Annotated in this window: 19 protein-coding genes; 9 read left to right on the top strand and 10 right to left on the bottom strand. The window is 45.2% G+C overall.

From position 1 onward, the window contains the following. The first annotated feature begins 71 nt into the window (after nt 1-71). From ATB76_RS22875 to ATB76_RS27545, 3 genes are all read left to right on the top strand, one after another. A complete protein-coding gene (locus ATB76_RS22875; RefSeq protein WP_061036148.1) occupies nt 72-2,930 on the top strand; it encodes a valine--tRNA ligase in 2,859 nt (952 codons plus the stop codon). 226 nt (nt 2,931-3,156) lie between these two features. Continuing rightward, nucleotides 3,157-3,555 (top strand): DUF2061 domain-containing protein, encoded by a 399-nt coding sequence (locus tag ATB76_RS22870; protein WP_061036147.1) that lies wholly within the window; start codon nt 3,157-3,159, stop codon nt 3,553-3,555. A 115-nt stretch (nt 3,556-3,670) separates the two neighbouring features. Further along, nucleotides 3,671-4,576, top strand: a complete 906-nt coding sequence (locus tag ATB76_RS27545) for a bifunctional helix-turn-helix transcriptional regulator/GNAT family N-acetyltransferase (protein ID WP_081094949.1) — start codon at nt 3,671-3,673, stop codon at nt 4,574-4,576. A 16-nt stretch (nt 4,577-4,592) separates the two neighbouring features. Here ATB76_RS27545 and ATB76_RS22860 read toward each other — a convergent pair whose 3' ends face one another. Continuing rightward, a complete protein-coding gene (locus ATB76_RS22860) occupies nt 4,593-5,393 on the bottom strand; it encodes a hypothetical protein (RefSeq protein WP_038864479.1) in 801 nt (266 codons plus the stop codon). A gap of 172 nt (nt 5,394-5,565) precedes the next feature. Next, the gene (gene rraB, locus ATB76_RS22855; protein WP_038864481.1) at nt 5,566-5,982 is read right to left on the bottom strand and encodes a ribonuclease E inhibitor RraB; all 417 of its coding nucleotides are present in this window, start codon (nt 5,980-5,982) and stop codon (nt 5,566-5,568) included. 583 nt (nt 5,983-6,565) lie between these two features. Between rraB and arcA the strand changes: the two genes are divergently transcribed. The 6 genes from arcA to ATB76_RS22830 all read left to right on the top strand — a co-directional run bounded on the left by arcA (nt 6,566) and on the right by ATB76_RS22830 (nt 11,196). Next, entirely contained in the window at nt 6,566-7,786 is a 1,221-nt protein-coding gene (arcA, locus tag ATB76_RS22850; protein WP_038864483.1) for an arginine deiminase, read from the top strand. Nucleotides 7,787-7,943: 157 nt separating this feature from the next. Next, the gene (locus tag ATB76_RS22845; RefSeq protein WP_039975705.1) at nt 7,944-8,948 is read left to right on the top strand and encodes an ornithine carbamoyltransferase; all 1,005 of its coding nucleotides are present in this window, start codon (nt 7,944-7,946) and stop codon (nt 8,946-8,948) included. 69 nt (nt 8,949-9,017) lie between these two features. After that, on the top strand, nt 9,018-9,143 hold the full coding sequence (locus ATB76_RS28910; RefSeq protein WP_080869678.1) for an aspartate carbamoyltransferase: 126 nt from the start codon (nt 9,018-9,020) through the stop codon (nt 9,141-9,143). A gap of 89 nt (nt 9,144-9,232) precedes the next feature. Beyond that, on the top strand, nt 9,233-10,162 hold the full coding sequence (gene pyrB, locus ATB76_RS22840) for an aspartate carbamoyltransferase (RefSeq protein ID WP_061036146.1): 930 nt from the start codon (nt 9,233-9,235) through the stop codon (nt 10,160-10,162). 17 nt (nt 10,163-10,179) lie between these two features. After that, nucleotides 10,180-10,641 (top strand): aspartate carbamoyltransferase regulatory subunit, encoded by a 462-nt coding sequence (pyrI, locus tag ATB76_RS22835; protein WP_038879686.1) that lies wholly within the window; start codon nt 10,180-10,182, stop codon nt 10,639-10,641. Between the two features lie 165 nt (nt 10,642-10,806). Further along, complete coding sequence (locus tag ATB76_RS22830; protein WP_005432832.1) at nt 10,807-11,196, top strand: RidA family protein; 390 nt, start codon at nt 10,807-10,809, stop codon at nt 11,194-11,196. Between the two features lie 85 nt (nt 11,197-11,281). Here the strand turns inward: ATB76_RS22830 and ATB76_RS22825 are convergent, their stop codons facing one another. The 8 genes from ATB76_RS22825 to mlaF form a co-directional block, all read right to left on the bottom strand. Continuing rightward, nucleotides 11,282-12,007, bottom strand: a complete 726-nt coding sequence (locus ATB76_RS22825; protein WP_038864490.1) for a 1-acylglycerol-3-phosphate O-acyltransferase — start codon at nt 12,005-12,007, stop codon at nt 11,282-11,284. A gap of 147 nt (nt 12,008-12,154) precedes the next feature. Continuing rightward, a complete protein-coding gene (gene murA / locus ATB76_RS22820) occupies nt 12,155-13,420 on the bottom strand; it encodes a UDP-N-acetylglucosamine 1-carboxyvinyltransferase (RefSeq protein WP_038864493.1) in 1,266 nt (421 codons plus the stop codon). A 9-nt stretch (nt 13,421-13,429) separates the two neighbouring features. Further along, the gene (gene ibaG / locus ATB76_RS22815) at nt 13,430-13,684 is read right to left on the bottom strand and encodes a BolA family iron metabolism protein IbaG (RefSeq protein ID WP_005432865.1); all 255 of its coding nucleotides are present in this window, start codon (nt 13,682-13,684) and stop codon (nt 13,430-13,432) included. 3 nt (nt 13,685-13,687) lie between these two features. Beyond that, nucleotides 13,688-14,008, bottom strand: coding sequence for a lipid asymmetry maintenance protein MlaB (locus tag ATB76_RS22810; RefSeq protein WP_038864494.1), 321 nt, complete (start codon nt 14,006-14,008; stop codon nt 13,688-13,690). Then, nucleotides 14,008-14,646, bottom strand: a complete 639-nt coding sequence (gene mlaC, locus ATB76_RS22805) for a phospholipid-binding protein MlaC (RefSeq protein ID WP_038864496.1) — start codon at nt 14,644-14,646, stop codon at nt 14,008-14,010. Before mlaC ends, ATB76_RS22810 begins: the two co-directional genes overlap by 1 nt. A 3-nt stretch (nt 14,647-14,649) precedes the next feature. Next, complete coding sequence (gene mlaD / locus ATB76_RS22800) at nt 14,650-15,147, bottom strand: outer membrane lipid asymmetry maintenance protein MlaD (RefSeq protein WP_038879692.1); 498 nt, start codon at nt 15,145-15,147, stop codon at nt 14,650-14,652. A gap of 2 nt (nt 15,148-15,149) precedes the next feature. Further along, nucleotides 15,150-15,941 (bottom strand): lipid asymmetry maintenance ABC transporter permease subunit MlaE, encoded by a 792-nt coding sequence (mlaE, locus tag ATB76_RS22795; protein WP_038879694.1) that lies wholly within the window; start codon nt 15,939-15,941, stop codon nt 15,150-15,152. Continuing rightward, nucleotides 15,931-16,734 carry a phospholipid ABC transporter ATP-binding protein MlaF gene (gene mlaF, locus ATB76_RS22790; protein WP_038879697.1) on the bottom strand — a complete coding sequence of 268 codons (804 nt, stop codon included), beginning with the start codon at nt 16,732-16,734 and terminating at the stop codon, nt 15,931-15,933. The genes mlaE and mlaF overlap by 11 nt, the downstream gene beginning before the upstream one ends. Nucleotides 16,735-17,023: the final 289 nt, after the last annotated feature.

Genomic DNA, 17,023 nt, shown 5'->3' with positions numbered 1-17,023 from the left:
TCTTGTTAAGATCCCTCACTTATAAAGATTGACTTAGATTCAACCATCAACGTATCCATTAAAAGAGCGCTATGGAAAAGACATACAACCCAACTTCAATTGAACAAGCTCTGTATCAGACTTGGGAAGAGCAAGGCTACTTTAAGCCACACGGTGACACTACTAAAGAATCATACAGCATCATGATCCCGCCACCGAACGTCACTGGTAGCCTACACATGGGCCACGCGTTCCAAGATACGATCATGGATACGCTTATCCGTTGTGAGCGCATGAAGGGTAAAAACACTCTTTGGCAAGTAGGTACGGACCACGCAGGTATCGCAACTCAGATGGTTGTTGAGCGTAAGATCGCTGCAGAAGAAGGCAAAACAAAACACGATTACGGCCGTGAAGCTTTCATCGACAAAATCTGGGAATGGAAAGGCGAATCTGGCGGTACTATCACTAAGCAGCTTCGTCGCCTTGGCGCATCTGTAGACTGGGACCGTGAGCGTTTTACGATGGACGATGGTCTATCTAACGCCGTTCAAGAAGTGTTCGTACGTCTATACGAAGACGACCTAATCTACCGCGGTAAGCGTCTAGTTAACTGGGATCCAAAGCTACACACAGCGATTTCAGATCTAGAAGTAGAGAACAAAGACACTAAAGGCAACATGTGGCACTTCCGCTACCCACTAGCAGATGGCGTTAAAACAGCGGATGGCAAAGACTACATCGTTGTGGCTACGACTCGTCCAGAGACCATGCTAGGCGATACTGGTGTTGCGGTTAACCCAGAAGATCCACGTTACAAAGATCTTATCGGTAAAGACATCATCCTTCCTATCGTTGAACGTCGCATTCCAATCGTGGGCGATGAGCACGCAGATATGGAAAAAGGTACTGGCTGTGTGAAAATCACACCTGCGCACGACTTCAACGACTACGAAGTTGGTAAGCGCCACCAGCTACCAATGATCAACATTCTGACTTTCGACGCGAATATCCGTGCTGCATCTGAAGTCTTCAACACTAACGGTGAAGCAAGCGACGCCTACAGTACTGAGCTACCAGCTAAGTACCACGGTATGGAGCGTTTTGCCGCTCGTAAAGCTATCGTTGCTGAATTCGACGAGCTAGGTCTACTTGAAGAAGTGAAAGATCACGATCTACAAGTTCCTTACGGCGACCGTGGTGGCGTGGTTATCGAACCAATGCTAACTGACCAATGGTACGTACGTACTGCGCCTCTAGCGAAAACAGCCGTTGAAGCAGTTGAAAACGGCGACATCCAATTCGTTCCTAAGCAATACGAAAACATGTACTTCTCTTGGATGCGTGACGTTCAAGACTGGTGTATCTCTCGTCAGCTATGGTGGGGTCACCGCATCCCAGCTTGGTACGACAACCAAGGTAATGTTTACGTAGGTCGTGACGAAGAAGAAGTTCGTAAGAATAACAACCTAGAGTCAGTCATTGAACTTCACCAAGACGAAGACGTACTGGATACATGGTTCTCTTCTGCACTATGGACGTTCGGTACTCAAGGTTGGCCAGAGCAAACTGACGATCTGAAAGTATTCCACCCTTCAGACGTACTAGTAACTGGTTTCGACATCATCTTCTTCTGGGTTGCGCGCATGATCATGATGACCATGCACTTCGTAAAAGACGAAAACGGCAAACCACAAGTACCATTTAAGACAGTTTACGTTACTGGTCTAATCCGTGACGAAAACGGCGACAAGATGTCTAAGTCGAAAGGTAACGTACTTGACCCAATCGACATGATCGATGGTATCGACCTAGAGTCTCTAGTAGAGAAGCGTTGTGGCAACATGATGCAGCCTCAGCTAGCGAAGAAAATCGAGAAGAACACTCGTAAGACGTTTGAAAACGGTATCGAAGCATACGGTACAGACGCACTACGTTTCACTCTTGCAGCAATGGCATCAACAGGTCGCGATATCAACTGGGATATGAAGCGTCTTGAGGGTTACCGTAACTTCTGTAACAAACTATGGAACGCAAGCCGTTACGTAATGATGAACACAGAAGAGCAAGATTGTGGCTTCGACGGTGGTGAGATTGAATACTCACTAGCGGACAAGTGGATCGAGTCTCAGTTTGAACTTGCAGCGAAAGCGTTCAACAACCATATCGACAACTTCCGTCTAGATATGGCGTCTAACACGCTTTACGAATTCATCTGGAACCAATTCTGTGACTGGTACCTTGAGCTTACTAAGCCAGTTCTATGGAAAGGTACTGAAGCGCAACAGCGTGGTACTCGCCGTACACTAATCACGGTTCTTGAGAAGACTCTACGTCTAACTCACCCAGTGATTCCTTACATCACTGAAACTATCTGGCAAAGCATCAAGCCACTAGTTGAAGGTGTAGAAGGTGAGACAATCATGCTGCAAGCACTGCCTCAATTCGACGAAGCAAACTTCAACCAAGAAGCGCTAGACGATATTGAATGGGTGAAAGCGTTCATTACCAGCATCCGTAACCTACGTGCTGAATACGACATCAACCCAGGTAAGCCGCTTGACGTTATGTTGAAAGCAGCAAACGCAGAAGACGCAGCGCGTCTAGAAGCAAACAAACAAGTTCTGATGTCTCTAGCGAAACTAGAATCTGTACGCGTACTTGCTGCTGACGAAGAAACGCCAGCGTGTGCAACAGCACTGGTTGCTAAGTCTGAGCTTATGATCCCAATGGCGGGTCTGATCGACAAAGACGCTGAGCTTGCTCGTCTAGATGGCGAAATCAAGAAAACTCACGGCGAAATCAAGCGTATCGAAGGCAAACTAGGTAACGAAGGCTTCGTAGCGAAAGCTCCTGAAGCGGTTGTTGCTAAAGAGCGTGAGAAGCTTGAAGGTTACAAAGAGACACTAGCTAAGCTGGAAGAGCAGAAGACAACGATCGCTGCACTTTAATCGCTAAAAGCTAGAATAAAAGAATCAAAGGGTTGGTGTGAAAGCATCAACCCTTTTTGCATTTTATTGCTCGGAAAGCTTTCAAAGATATTCACTACTCTCTCCTACTCTGCCTCATATTTAATAGTTTTTACCTATCAAACTAATCTTAACTGACCATTAGATTTAATGATAATAATTCTCAATAATAGACCTATCGAAACAACACAACAATTGAGTAATTATCATGAAAAAGACACTAACCTTTGCAGCACTCCATTTTACTATCGCGTTTAGTGTCGCTTACGTGCTTACTGGTGACATTCTAATTGGTAGTTTAATTGCCATGATTGAGCCTTCAGTGAACACCGTCGCTTTCTACTTTCATGAAAAAGCATGGGCAAAAGTCCCTGCGCTTAAAGCTCGTCAGTGGATGACCAAAATAAAAACCGCAAGCTTTGCCACTATCCACTTCAGTGTTGCCTTTACCGTAGTTTACTTACTAACAGGTGATGCGTTTGTCGGCGGTATCATGGCAATGCTAGAGCCAAGCTTGAATACAGTAGCGTACTACTTCCACGAGAAAGTATGGATGCATAGATCAGATAACCAAGCACCACAGTTCTGTCTGCACCAACACGCTTAAACATGGAGGCTCAATACGCCTCCTAACGAGAAAAATGACATTTACCATTGACAAAGTTGCGCACCGCAATTAATTTAATTGCGGTGCGCAACTTTATTTTTAGAGGTAAGTGATAATGAATGCTCATCAACTCCGACACTATTCCCGTCAAGCCGTCCGATTGCTTGGTATGTTCGATAAGCAATGTGGCGACGTCGCTCTCACTCCTGTGCAAGCGCACGCGTTAGGTGAGATCCAACTGCAGCCGTTGACCATCAATCAACTAGCACAACAGCTCAATGTCGACAAGTCCAATGCAAGCCGTACCGTTACTGGGCTGATCAAATTAGGTTTAGTTGAGAGTATCGAAAACCCGAAAGACAAACGCAGTCAACTTGTGGCGCTTACAGAGCAAGGTCAACAGGCGTTATCGCAACTAGACCAACAGCAAAACAGCTTCTTTGAACAACTGCTTACCCAACTGGATGACAGTGAGCAAGAGCAACTCAAACTTGGTTTAGAGACTTACCTAAAAGGGCTAACAAAAGTGTGTCAGGCAGAGGAATACGTTCTTCGACCTCTTACCAAAGCAGATAACTCGCAAGTTGCAAACGTGATTCGCGCAGTCTCCGCAGAATACGGTTTAACCGCAGACAAAGGTTATGGTGTGGCCGATCCAACGCTTGATGACATGTACTCGGTTTACGACCAACAAGGCGCAGCCTACTGGGTAGTCGAATACCAAGGCGAGATTGTGGGCGGCGGCGGCTTTGCACCTTTAGCTGGTGAGCCAAATGTGTGTGAGTTGCAAAAGATGTACTTCTTACCTCAAACACGAGGGCACGGTTTAGCCAAACGCATCGTCGCATTGAGCTTACAACTGGCGAAACAGTTTGGGTATCAGCAGTGTTATTTAGAAACGACAGAATGTCTAAGAGAAGCGGTAGGCTTGTATGAAAAGCTAGGCTTTGAGCATCTCGATGCCCCGCTAGGACAAACAGGGCATGATGCATGTGAAGTCGTGATGCTTAAGACGTTATAGCGTTTTATCCCCAAACTTAAAGTACAAGATGGGTAACACAGAGCTCTTGGCTAAGTGCCACTGTAAATGCTTGGCGCTGCCCATCCAACTCCACTACGAGTTCGTAGAGATCTTTTGGATCGGGATCGTTAAGATCGGCATACTTTGGCGCTTCGATCTGGAATAAAGCACTCGCATGATCCGCTCGGACATCAATAGGAATATGGTAAGTCATGCCATTAAACTTAACCGATGCCGATACTAGACCCGGCGCAAAAGTTTGATAGTACAAGTCGACTTTAAACTCACAACCACCACCGTGGTGCCAAATCTGCTCGGTAGCCACACGGTCTAAACGAACATTGCGAATGAACTGTAGATACGGTTCTTGCCATACCCCCAAGCGCTCATCACTCTTTTGGTATTCATGATCCGCAAGTGAGCACAACTCCGGTTTATCCTCATCCAGCAGAAGATCTTCTTCTTCCTCGAGGAACAGGATCTCAAAACGGTTGCGCCCCATCTGCATAAATGGACGAATGTCTTTTTTGTATATGCTTTGCGAACCGTCACAGTCGAACAATGCGACTCCGTTCAAACGCACTTCTGCATGGTAATCCACACCACCCAACACCATTTCTACCGCTGGGAATGCCATCATGGATTCGTCCACTTCGATGTCGTGCATCAGGTGCCACTCTTGCTGACGGATCGCTTCTTCAGTCAGTTCAGCAGGCAATACCTGACTCAAAGGAGCAGGGAAAGTAATGTCATCCTGTGGGATAGAAAGGTCCGTCAGTGGAGAGACTTGCCATAAACCGGCGAGTGAGAGTTGCATATACACCTTGAGCTAGATCAATTTTCATACATTATATACTCAAGTGGCTTAGGGTTATAGGCAGTAAGCCTACAAACTCAATGAGAATTATTTATGGTCACCCTCGGTTATCATTTTTAAGGCACAAAAAAAACCAGCGATAAACGCTGGCTTCTTAGAATGAATGAGTCGATTACTCTTCGTCTTCATCATCTTCGTCTGGGTAAAGCGCATCTTCGCCTTCGTAGTAAGTACCCCAACCGTCGTAAATGATGTCGTATTTTTCTGCAAGGTGAATCAACTTCTCAACCTGTGCATCAATCGCTTCTGCGTTTAGTGCAGATTCCATTGTTGCATCACAGCAAAGCAGTTTGTTACCGTCTTCATCTTCTGTTTCTTCAGCTTCAAGCACTTCAAAGCCCATTTTGAATGCTTCCACAACCGCTTTCTCTAGCGTGTCGAAGTCTTCTGCAAATAGGTGGTGCTCGATTTCGTATAGTGAATCTGGATCGCTGCCGTCTTCTAGCAATGCTGCAATGATATCGCGAGTCTCTTCCTTTTGAATCTCAATTAATTCTTCTACTGATAGATATTCATCTTCGTGAGACATGTTTTGGCTCCAGATTAGTTACTTGATGAAAACACTATACTCAAGACTGAGTATGTTAATGCGGTGAAATATGGCACGGATTGCGATGAAAAGCCACAAACAAACACCAAACGGCTTGGATTCTTAACGAATATTCTTTCTCAAAAATCGAAACCTCGCTCACAGAAACAAAAAATTAACAAAAACAAGAAATCTTTAATATTCAGAAGATCCTAATCAAGTAAATTCGTCGAGATAGGAGAGTGCATTGCGTGTTTATGGCTATGAAGTGAATACACCAACAAGGCAATTAAAAATGCAAGCGAATAAAGAAAGCTTTAAAAATGCATATTTGAGAATAGTTATGCGCGTTTTATGCACTAACAATGTGAGTCTATTGAAAGCGAGTAAAAAGAATAAAAACGCACTTTTTAAATACTATGAACAAAGCTCTAAATATAGAATTTAAAAATGCAAATCATTAATTTGCAAAATATATCGCTAATAAAAGCCAAAATATCGACATATAGAGTAAGTTCCAGGACTTGCATCTTTGCGGCAAGCTTGTCATAACTAATGGCTGGAAAATTTGTAAGGATACAAAATGAGCAAGCTGTACGTTGGATCAGAAGTTGGTCAACTTAGACGAGTGTTATTGAATCGCCCAGAGCGTGCCCTCACCCACCTCACCCCATCAAACTGTCACGAACTGTTATTTGACGATGTGCTCGCGGTAGAAGCTGCAGGGGAAGAGCACGATGCATTTGCCCGTACACTACGAGAGCAAGATGTCGAGGTGCTACTGCTACACGATTTGCTCGTAGAGACACTTGCCGTTCCTGAAGCAAAACAATGGTTGTTGAATACTCAAATCTCCGATTTCCGCTACGGTCCAACATTTGCTCGTGATTTGCGTCAATACTTTGCAGAAATGGATGACGAGCATCTTGCGACTATCTTTCTTGGTGGTTTGGCCTACTCTGAACTACCAATCAAATCCTCTTCGATGCTACCGAAAATGAAGCGTCCATTGGATTTCGTTATCGAACCTCTTCCGAACCACCTCTTTACCCGCGACACATCATGTTGGGTATACGGCGGCGTTTCTCTTAATCCAATGATGATGCCAGCGCGACAACGTGAGACCAACCATCTGCGCGCGATTTACCGTTGGCACCCAACTTTCGCAGGTCAAGATTTCATTAATTACTTCGGTGATGAAGACCTTCACTATGACAACGCAAACGTAGAAGGCGGTGATGTACTGGTTATCGGTAAAGGCGCCGTTTTGATTGGTATGTCTGAGCGTACAACCCCACAAGGTGTAGAAAACTTAGCGGCGAGTTTATTTAAATCTGGTCAGGCGAAAGAAGTGATTGCTATCGACCTACCAAAACACCGCTCGTGCATGCACCTTGATACGGTCATGACGCACATGGATGTGGACACTTTCTCGGTATACCCAGAAATCATGCGTAAAGATTTAGACACCTGGCGCCTAACACCTAAAGGCAACGGTGAAATGCATGTCGAAGCATCACACAACTATCTGCATGCCATCGAATCGGCACTTGGCTTAGATCAATTGAAGATCATCACAACGGGTGGTGACAGCTATGAAGCTGAACGAGAGCAATGGAACGATGCCAACAACGTACTGACGGTGAAACCTGGTGTTGTGATTGGTTACGAACGCAACGTCTACACTAACGAGAAGTACGACAAAGCTGGCATTGAAGTCCTGACTATTCCGGGTAACGAGCTTGGTCGCGGTCGTGGTGGTGCACGCTGTATGAGCTGCCCAATCGAACGTGATGATATTTGAGAAACCTCTCCCACCAAATAAAACCAATTGAGACTAAGGTTGATGTGAATGCATCAACCTTTTTTTGCTTTTAATTAAAATAATTATTCACAATAAAAGCATTTATATGTTTTAATACTTTTATTCTTTATCAACCAAACGACCTAAGGGACGAGCTATGGCTTTCAATTTACGTAATCGCAACTTTTTGAAGCTATTGGATTTCTCAACTAAAGAGATCCAGTTCTTGCTCGAACTGTCCGCAGAGCTGAAAAAAGCTAAATATGCAGGAACAGAGCAGAAGAAACTTCAAGGTAAAAACATCGCGCTAATCTTTGAGAAATCATCTACTCGTACCCGATGTGCGTTTGAAGTTGCTGCCTTTGACCAAGGCGCTCAGGTCTCTTACATCGGCCCTTCTGGTTCGCAGATTGGTCATAAGGAATCCATGAAAGACACCGCACGCGTTCTTGGTCGTATGTACGACGGCATCGAGTATCGTGGCTTTGGTCAATCTATTGTTGAAGAGCTCGGTACTTACGCAAGCGTCCCTGTTTGGAATGGTTTGACTGATGAGTTCCACCCTACCCAAATTCTTGCTGACTTCCTGACCATGCAAGAGCACGGGCGCGGTAAACAACTGCATGAAATGACGTTTGCCTACCTTGGTGATGCTCGTAATAACATGGGTAACTCACTCATGGTTGGCGCAGCAAAAATGGGCATGGACATTCGCCTTGTAGCTCCAAAAGCCTTCTGGCCAGAAGAAGCATTAGTCGCAACTTGCCAAGAGATAGCCCAACAAACTGGCGCGAAGATCACGCTGACTGAAAACGTTGAAGAAGGCGTTAAAGGCTGTGACTTCTTATACACCGACGTTTGGGTCTCGATGGGTGAGTCGGCTGAGGCTTGGGATGAGCGTGTTGCGCTGATGACACCTTACCAAATCAATATGGATGTGATTAAGCAAACGGGTAACCCTCATGTGAAGTTCATGCACTGCCTGCCAGCCTTCCACAACGATGAAACGACTGTGGGTAAAGAGGTGGCAGAGAAATACGGCATGAAAGGACTTGAAGTCACCGAAGAGGTGTTTGAATCGGAATACTCTATCGTATTCGACGAAGCCGAAAACCGCATGCACACGATTAAAGCCGTGATGGTGGCAACCTTAGGCAGCTAAACCAAAGCATTAAAAATGGTAACAAAAACCATGATGTAATCGCTTGCGCTCACGAAAGTTAAGCGTATAATGCTCGGCAATTTGTCTGAGGATTACGAAATGATCACGCCGATTGCTGACGTAAAAACGCGATTTGCTCTAGCTAAGCGACTACGCTTACGTGCTGTTATTTTCGTTAATTCTATTGAATTTTAAAACCTCCCCAATTGGGGAGGTTTTTTTATGTCCGAAATTCCATCAGGGTAATTTTGGAGATAGTCACCACTGTTATAGGGAAGAAGATCATGGCGAACTCGCTTTACCAGAAGCACATCATCTCTATTCCAGAGCTTTCACGTGAAGAACTGGAACTGATTGTAGAAACTGCAGGTCAGCTAAAAAAAGAACCTCGTCCAGAACTGATTAAAAACAAGGTTGTAGCGAGCTGTTTCTTTGAGCCATCCACACGTACTCGTCTGTCATTCGAAACAGCGATTCAACGTATTGGTGGCGATGTTATTGGTTTTGATAACGGTGGTAACACCTCTCTGGCGAAAAAAGGCGAGACACTGTCTGACTCAGTTCAAGTGATCTCTTCTTACGTCGATGCCTTCGTTATGCGCCACCCTCAAGAAGGTGCAGCGCGCTTGGCATCCGAGTTCTCTAACGGCGTTCCTGTGATTAACGCTGGTGACGGTGCCAACCAACACCCAACACAAACGCTACTCGACCTATACACGATTGCAGAAACACAAGGTCGTCTAGACAACCTGAACGTTGCGTTCGTTGGTGACCTAAAATACGGTCGCACCGTGCATTCTTTGACTCAAGCATTGGCAAAGTTCAATAGCATTCGCTTCTTCTTTGTGGCACCTGAAGCGCTCGCGATGCCTGATTACCTATGTGAAGAACTCGATGAAGCAGGTATTCAATACAGCCTGCATACAGACATGGAAAGCGTGATTCCTGAACTAGACATTCTGTACATGACACGCGTACAGAAAGAGCGTTTCGATGAATCTGAATACGCGCACATCAAGTCAGCTTACATCCTAACAGCGGCACTACTAGAAGGTGCACGTGAGAACTTGAAAGTGCTACACCCACTGCCACGCGTGGATGAAATCACCACAGACGTCGACGTAACACCGCACGCTTACTACTTCCAACAAGCAGAAAATGGCGTGTACGCGCGCCAAGCATTGTTGGCATTGGTTCTAAACGAAACACTGTAATCGAGGGAGAAAAAGACATGACTAAAGAAACTCAATTGCAGGTAGAAGCAATCAAAAATGGCACAGTAATCGACCATATTCCAGCCCAAATTGGTATCAAAGTGTTGAAATTGTTCGATATGCACAACTCTTCTCAACGCGTGACGATTGGCCTTAACCTGCCATCATCCGCATTAGGTCATAAAGACTTGTTGAAGATCGAGAACGTGTTCATCAACGAAGAGCAAGCAAGCAAATTGGCACTTTACGCACCACATGCGACCGTAAACCAAATCGAAAACTACGAAGTTGTGAAGAAGCTAGCGCTGGAGTTACCAGAGCAAGTTAAAAACGTGTTTGAATGCCCAAACACTAACTGCATTACCCACAACGAGCCAGTTGCGAGCAGCTTCCAAGTGTTCGAGAAGAAGCAAGAAATCCGTCTGAAGTGTAAATACTGTGAGAAAGTCTTCGCTCGTGAGATCGTCACTGAACGTTAATTTCCCGCTTCAATTCTTGCTAACGATAAATTGACTGATACCCCGCCCGTGTGGGGTATTTTGCTCTTTACGTGCTTCATGTTTAAAGGCACACTGATTCTTCTTAAGAACGCTCAAATTGTTTGAGTACACTCTTTATTCCCCTAAACAGATGGAACAATTCAAATGACGAAAGTACTTCACACTGAGTCTGCACCAGCAGCAATCGGTCCTTACGTTCAAGGCGTAGATCTAGGTAACATGGTTCTAACTTCTGGCCAAATCCCAGTAAACCCAGCAACAGGTGAAGTGTCTGCGGACATCGCAGAGCAAGCACGTCAATCTCTAGAAAACGTGAAAGCAGTAGTTGAAGCTTCAGGCCTTAAAGTCACTGACATCGTAAAAATGACGGTATTCGTTAAAGACCTAAACGACTTCGGTACTGTGAACGAAGTTTACGGCAAGTTCTTCGATGAGCACGAAGTAGCAAACTACCCAGCACGTTCTTGTGTCGAAGTAGCTCGCCTACCAAAAGATGTTGGCATCGAGATTGAAGCAATCGCCGTTCGTAAATAATTGCGCTTGCTAAGAAACATAAAAAAACGGGTAGCTTAGGCTACCCGTTTTTTATTGTCTTTTTGTTGCAGTGTTCTATTTCAATTTAGGCGGCATTACGCTGTTTTACTTCTTCATCCAGCGCTTCTAGCTTCGCTTTCATTTGATCGCGACAGGTGTTTGCAAGTTCACGAACGCCTTCTTTGCCATAGCCTTCAGAGCTGATTGGTGGCAGCATTTCAATGATCACATGACCGTTATTCCAACGGTTCAATTTAATGTGATCAGTTGAACTACACACGATCGGAATGATTGGCACCTCTGCGCCGATAGCAGCATGGAATGCGCCGGTTTTAAATGGCAGTAAGCCACGGCCACGTGAGCGCGTCCCTTCTGGGAACATCCATACTGAAACGTCACTCTGCTTAATGCTATCAACTACTTGATCAATAGTGCCCTTAGCTTTAGAACGGTTACCACGGTCAATTAAAATGTTACCCGTTAGCCAGTAAAGCTGACCAAATAGTGGCATCCACGCTAAGCTTTTTTTACCTACCGTCACGACTTTTGGTGTCACTGCTGAAGATACAGTAAACAAATCCCAGTTATTTTGGTGGTTCGCGATGTAAACATGCTGACCACGAGAGTAAGCATCTTCAGGAATTCGTAATTCTAATTTGATTCCGAACACACGAGACATCTTGCCGAACAAGCGGCCAAAAGTGAAAACGTGCTTAGGATTTCGAGGACTTAATAGGCAGTAACCACAACCACCAATAAACATCACAATTGCGAAAATTGCGACAGCAAATACACGTAATAGTGCAATCATTGTTGTTCTCCAGGAACCGGCTTTACGCCAGATACAGCTATTGTTGGTTCTTTGGACATCGTCATCAGCTATGAAAGAGAGCACGACATAAAAAAACCGAAACCTGAGTTTCGGCTCTCTTTATATCGAAGTCAACTGCGATGCAGTTTAACCCGCCTCACTCACGCGCTCAATATTTGCGCCAAGAGCAGACAGTTTATTTTCGATTTTGTCGTAACCACGATCAATGTGGTAAATACGATCAACGATGGTTTCGCCTTTCGCGATACAACCTGCAATCACCAAACTTGCCGAAGCTCGTAGGTCAGTGGCCATTACTTGCGCACCACTTAGAGAATCTACGTCACCACAGATGACTGTGTTACCTTCGATTTCCGCTTTTGCGCCCATGCGCATCAGTTCAGGTACGTGCATGAAACGGTTTTCAAAGATCGTTTCAGTAATTACGCCACCGCCTTTCGCCATCATGTTTAATAGCGTGAATTGTGCTTGCATGTCAGTCGGGAAACCTGGGTGTGGGGCAGTACGAATGCTTACCGCTTTCAGTTCACGATCCGTCATATCTACAGAAATCCAGTCTTCACCAGTCTCTACTAATGCGCCCGCTTCTTCTAGCTTCGCAAGTACCGCTTCTAACAAGTGACCGTTGGTGTTACGACACACTACTTTGCCGCCAGAAACAGCCGCAGCAACAAGGAACGTACCCGTTTCGATACGGTCAGCCACAACGTTGTGCTTACCGCCACCTAAACGCTCAACACCTTCAATAGTGATGGTGTCTGTGCCCGCGCCTGAAATTTTTGCGCCAAGCTTGTTTAGGAAGTCTGCTGTATCAACGATTTCAGGTTCACGCGCTGCATTATCTAGCGTTGTGGTACCTTCCGCTAACGCTGCCGCACACATGATAGTAATCGTTGCACCAACACTCACTTTGTCCATCACAATGTGAGCGCCTTTTAGACGACCGTCCACTTCTGCTTTTACGTAACCATCTTCTAGTGTAATCGTTGCGCCAAGCTGCTCTAGACCTGTGATATGTAAATCAACAGGACGAGCGCCAATCGCACAGCCACCAGGTAGAGAGACTTGACCTTTACCAAAACGAGCCACCAGCGGACCAAGTGCCCAGATTGATGCACGCATGGTTTTCACCAAGTCGTAAGGTGCGCAGTATTCGTTGATGCTGCTTGGATCGACATGAACAGAACCATTACGGCTTACTTTTGCGCCCAAACGCTTAAGCAGTTCCATAGTAGTATCGATATCACGAAGGTGTGGCACATTCGCCACCTCTACTGGCTCTTCAGCCAAGATAGACGCAAATAAAATCGGCAGTGCTGCGTTTTTTGCACCTGAAATGGTCACTTCACCAACCAGTGGTTTATCTGACCCAATAACTCGAAACTTTTCCATCAATAAACCTTAAAGCGACATTAGCTTTTTATCACGAGCCCACTCTTCTGGAGTGAACGCTTTAATCGATAGCGCGTGAATGTCGTTACGCTGGATGTAATCCATCAGAGGACCGTAAATTAACTGCTGCTTCTTAACGCGGCTCATTCCATCGAAACAAGCATCAACAGCAACCACCTCATAGTGGCTACCTTCACCTTTTACATGCACTTCTTGAAGGTTTAGTGCTTCTTCTAGTAACTGTTGTACTTTTGCGCTATCCACAATTTACCCCTGATAATTCTGTATATGTTTGGCCACTAAAGATTCAACGTTGCTCAGCTGAAACAAAGTGCGCAATTGCGCCGGCACGAAACTGAGCATTATATGACAGTTTTGTTTTTTTGCATGCTCTAATAAGTGGATTAACATCACCATTCCCGCAGAGTCGACGCGCTCAATCTCTTCTAACGAGCATTCTAACTCGGTTTGAGATGGCTGCCATCGCTGCGCAACGGCCCACAAAGAAGGCACGGTATCTCGATCCAACGCCCCTGTAAGCTTAAGAATATCTGATTGTAAATGCCACTGAGAATGAGACTGCGCCATTACTTTGCTGCCTCGAAACGAATTGGCTGTGCCGCCAATTTTTCAAGATCTTTTGCTACCGCTAGGATACCGTCTTGACGAATCTTTGTATTCCACTCCGATTGCTTGCTTGAAAGTAAGCTAATACCTTCTGCAACCATGTCGAATGCTAACCATTCACCGGTTTTCTTATCTTTACGCAATTTAAACTCAAGTTTGATGTTCGGACGCGGAGCGTCGATGATATCTACTTTAATGCTTGTAATGCGCTTAGATGGGTCTAACTTAGGTTCAGGGCCAAACTCGATTTGCTGGTCTGTGTATTGCGTTAAGACTTGTGCGTAAGACGTCACCAAGTAAGAACGAAATGCCTTAATAAACTCACCAACGTCTTCACGCTTCGCGCCTTTTAAGTTCGGACCAAGCAGTTTTAATGCCGCATAGCGATCGTTGACGTAAGGCATCAGCTCTTCTTCAACGATAGTCTTAAGCAAATTAGGATCTTGCTTAATTTGTGGCTGTTCAGCTTTCAAACGATCAAATGTCACTTCCGCAACTTGTCTCATCATTTGATAAGGCTGAGTTTTATCTACTTCTGCAGCCACTGCACCAAAAGCAGTAAATGCCGCTACGAAAGAAAGTAATAATCTAGAGAACATGGGTTATTCCTTACTCGTGTTGCCAGAATCGCCGGAGCCACCGATGCTGTATAGCACCTGTCCAATTAAGTCTTCTAAAACTAAGGCAGACTTGGTGTCTTCGATGGTATCACCATCAACTAACATTTCTTCATCATCAAAGATGAAACCCGGAACTAAGCCAATGTACTGCTCGCCAATCAATCCAGAAGTCAAAATTTGTAAACTAGAAGTTTCTGGGAATTGATTGTATTGACTGTTAATCGACAAGCTCACAATTGGAAGTAGGCTTTCAGGGTTAAGTGTAATATCACTCACACGACCAACCACAACGCCGCCAACTTTCACTGGTGAACGAACTTTTAAACTACCAATATTATCGAACTCAGCTTTCAGGGTATAAGTATTGCCAGAGCCAATGCTTTTTACGTCAGCAACCTGAAAAATCATCACAAGAATCGCGCAAATTCCTGCCAATACAAAGCTGCCAACCCATAATTCAGTTTTACGTGTTTGTTGCATGATTAATTCCCAAACATCAATGCGGTCAGTACAAAGTCTAGTCCCAGTACTGCTAAAGAAGAATGCACTACCGTGCGCGTCGTTGCTCGGCTGATTCCTTCCGAAGTCGGAATCGCGTCATAGCCATTAAAAAGAGCGATCCAAGTAACGGTAATCGCAAACACGATACATTTGATCATGCTGTTACCAATATCTTGGCCTAATTCTACTGACGACTGCATTGCCGCCCAGAAACTACCGTGGTCAACGCCTTTCCAATCAACGCCAACAATTTGAGCGCCCCAGATACCAATAGCCATGAAGATCATCGCCAACAGTGGCATGGAAATCACACCTGCCCAAAAACGAGGAGCGATAACGCGTTTAAGCGGGTCCACCGCCATCATTTCCATACTCGAAAGCTGCTCAGTGGCTTTCATCAAGCCGATTTCTGCGGTTAATGCAGACCCAGCTCGCCCAGCGAATAACAAGGCGGTTACCACAGGCCCTAGCTCACGCAATAGCGACAGAGAGACCATTTGCCCGAGACTGCCTTCCGCACCGTAGTCCACCAGCACGACATAGCCTTGTAAACTCAACACCATGCCGATAAACAAACCCGATACGACAATGATAGCCAGAGACTGCACACCAACGGAGTAAAGCTGCTTCACTAATAACGGGAAGTTTTTGACCGGTTGTGGACGGGTTACCAAAGCACCAACCAACATTAGTGTCGCACGGCCAAAGGCTTCACAGATGGCCAACGTGCGTCTTCCTAATGAAGCGACAAATTGAATAAAACTATCGACCATCAAATAAATCCTTTTCGATACTTTGAGCGGGAAATCGGAACGGTACCGGACCATCCGCATCACCCAACAAGAATTGCTGCACGCGTGGATCTGGATTGTCTCTCAGATCTTGTGGCGTACCAAAAGCAATGATTTTGCCATCGGCCATCAAATAAACCCAATCCGCAATACTCATCACTTCTGGTACATCGTGTGAAACGACAATCGAAGTCAGACCTAGCGCTCGATTCAAATTACTGATCAACTCAACCAATACGCCCATGGTGATCGGATCCTGACCAACAAACGGTTCATCATACATGATAAGGTCGGGATCGAGCGCAATCGCGCGTGCTAAAGCAGCTCGCCTAGCCATACCGCCAGAAAGTTCACTTGGCATCAACTTTGCGGCACCACGTAGACCTACGGCTTCAAGCTTAAGCAGCACCATAGTACGGATAAATTCTTCAGAGAGTTCTGTATGTTCACGTAAAGGAAAGGCAACATTATCGAAAACGTTCAAATCCGTGAACAGAGCGCCTGATTGGAACAACATACTCATCTTCTTTCGAGCATGGTAAAGCTTCTTACGTGAGAGTGCTGGAATGTTATCGCCATCAAACCAGATCTCACCTTGTTCGGGGTACAACTGACCGCCAATTAAGCGTAACAGTGTCGTTTTACCGATCCCCGATGGCCCCATAATGGCCGTCACTTTCCCTTCTGGCACGTGTAAATCAACGCCATCAAAGATCTTACGTTCGCCTCGTGAAAAAGTGAGATTGTTAACGGTAACTAAATCGTTGTTCGACATACTATCTCTTCTACTGTTTGTGAGTTTGACTCACAGAGTCATCAGCCAACTCAACCCCGATTGTTTTCAAGATATTACGTCGAGAATATCCTAAAGTGACTTCGGTACACTTATTAGGCTGCAATCATAAGCACATTGAACTTGAATTAAAAGCACTGTTCAATTAAATAAAGCCGACCAAATTCAAGCAATTCTTCATAAAATATGACGAAATCAAAGGAAGGTGTTTAAATTCAACTCCAGATAAGCGGTATCAAATACAACACGCGATCGAGCAACAATTAAACAC

Origin of the sequence: Vibrio sp. MOR3 (assembly GCF_001557775.1) — a bacterium.
GTDB classification, from domain to species: domain Bacteria; phylum Pseudomonadota; class Gammaproteobacteria; order Enterobacterales; family Vibrionaceae; genus Vibrio; species Vibrio jasicida.
This window is presented reverse-complemented; position numbering and strand designations above follow the sequence as displayed.

Bases quoted from the DNA above. Each gene is read 5' to 3' on its own strand.
- ATB76_RS22870 (WP_061036147.1), top strand. From the start codon at position 3,157: ATGAAAAAGACACTAACCTTTGCAGCACTCCATTTTACTATCGCGTTT.
- mlaD (WP_038879692.1), bottom strand. From the start codon at position 15,147: ATGCAACAAACACGTAAAACTGAATTATGGGTTGGCAGCTTTGTATTG.
- ATB76_RS22825 (WP_038864490.1), bottom strand. From the start codon at position 12,007: ATGATTGCACTATTACGTGTATTTGCTGTCGCAATTTTCGCAATTGTG.
- ATB76_RS22845 (WP_039975705.1), top strand. From the start codon at position 7,944: ATGGCTTTCAATTTACGTAATCGCAACTTTTTGAAGCTATTGGATTTC.
- ATB76_RS22810 (WP_038864494.1), bottom strand. From the start codon at position 14,008: ATGGCGCAGTCTCATTCTCAGTGGCATTTACAATCAGATATTCTTAAG.
- mlaE (WP_038879694.1), bottom strand. From the start codon at position 15,941: ATGGTCGATAGTTTTATTCAATTTGTCGCTTCATTAGGAAGACGCACG.
- pyrB (WP_061036146.1), top strand. From the start codon at position 9,233: ATGGCGAACTCGCTTTACCAGAAGCACATCATCTCTATTCCAGAGCTT.
- rraB (WP_038864481.1), bottom strand. From the start codon at position 5,982: ATGTCTCACGAAGATGAATATCTATCAGTAGAAGAATTAATTGAGATT.
- mlaC (WP_038864496.1), bottom strand. From the start codon at position 14,646: ATGTTCTCTAGATTATTACTTTCTTTCGTAGCGGCATTTACTGCTTTT.
- arcA (WP_038864483.1), top strand. From the start codon at position 6,566: ATGAGCAAGCTGTACGTTGGATCAGAAGTTGGTCAACTTAGACGAGTG.
- mlaF (WP_038879697.1), bottom strand. From the start codon at position 16,734: ATGTCGAACAACGATTTAGTTACCGTTAACAATCTCACTTTTTCACGA.
- ATB76_RS27545 (WP_081094949.1), top strand. From the start codon at position 3,671: ATGAATGCTCATCAACTCCGACACTATTCCCGTCAAGCCGTCCGATTG.
- ATB76_RS28910 (WP_080869678.1), top strand. From the start codon at position 9,018: ATGCTCGGCAATTTGTCTGAGGATTACGAAATGATCACGCCGATTGCT.
- ATB76_RS22830 (WP_005432832.1), top strand. From the start codon at position 10,807: ATGACGAAAGTACTTCACACTGAGTCTGCACCAGCAGCAATCGGTCCT.
- murA (WP_038864493.1), bottom strand. From the start codon at position 13,420: ATGGAAAAGTTTCGAGTTATTGGGTCAGATAAACCACTGGTTGGTGAA.
- ATB76_RS22875 (WP_061036148.1), top strand. From the start codon at position 72: ATGGAAAAGACATACAACCCAACTTCAATTGAACAAGCTCTGTATCAG.
- pyrI (WP_038879686.1), top strand. From the start codon at position 10,180: ATGACTAAAGAAACTCAATTGCAGGTAGAAGCAATCAAAAATGGCACA.
- ATB76_RS22860 (WP_038864479.1), bottom strand. From the start codon at position 5,393: ATGCAACTCTCACTCGCCGGTTTATGGCAAGTCTCTCCACTGACGGAC.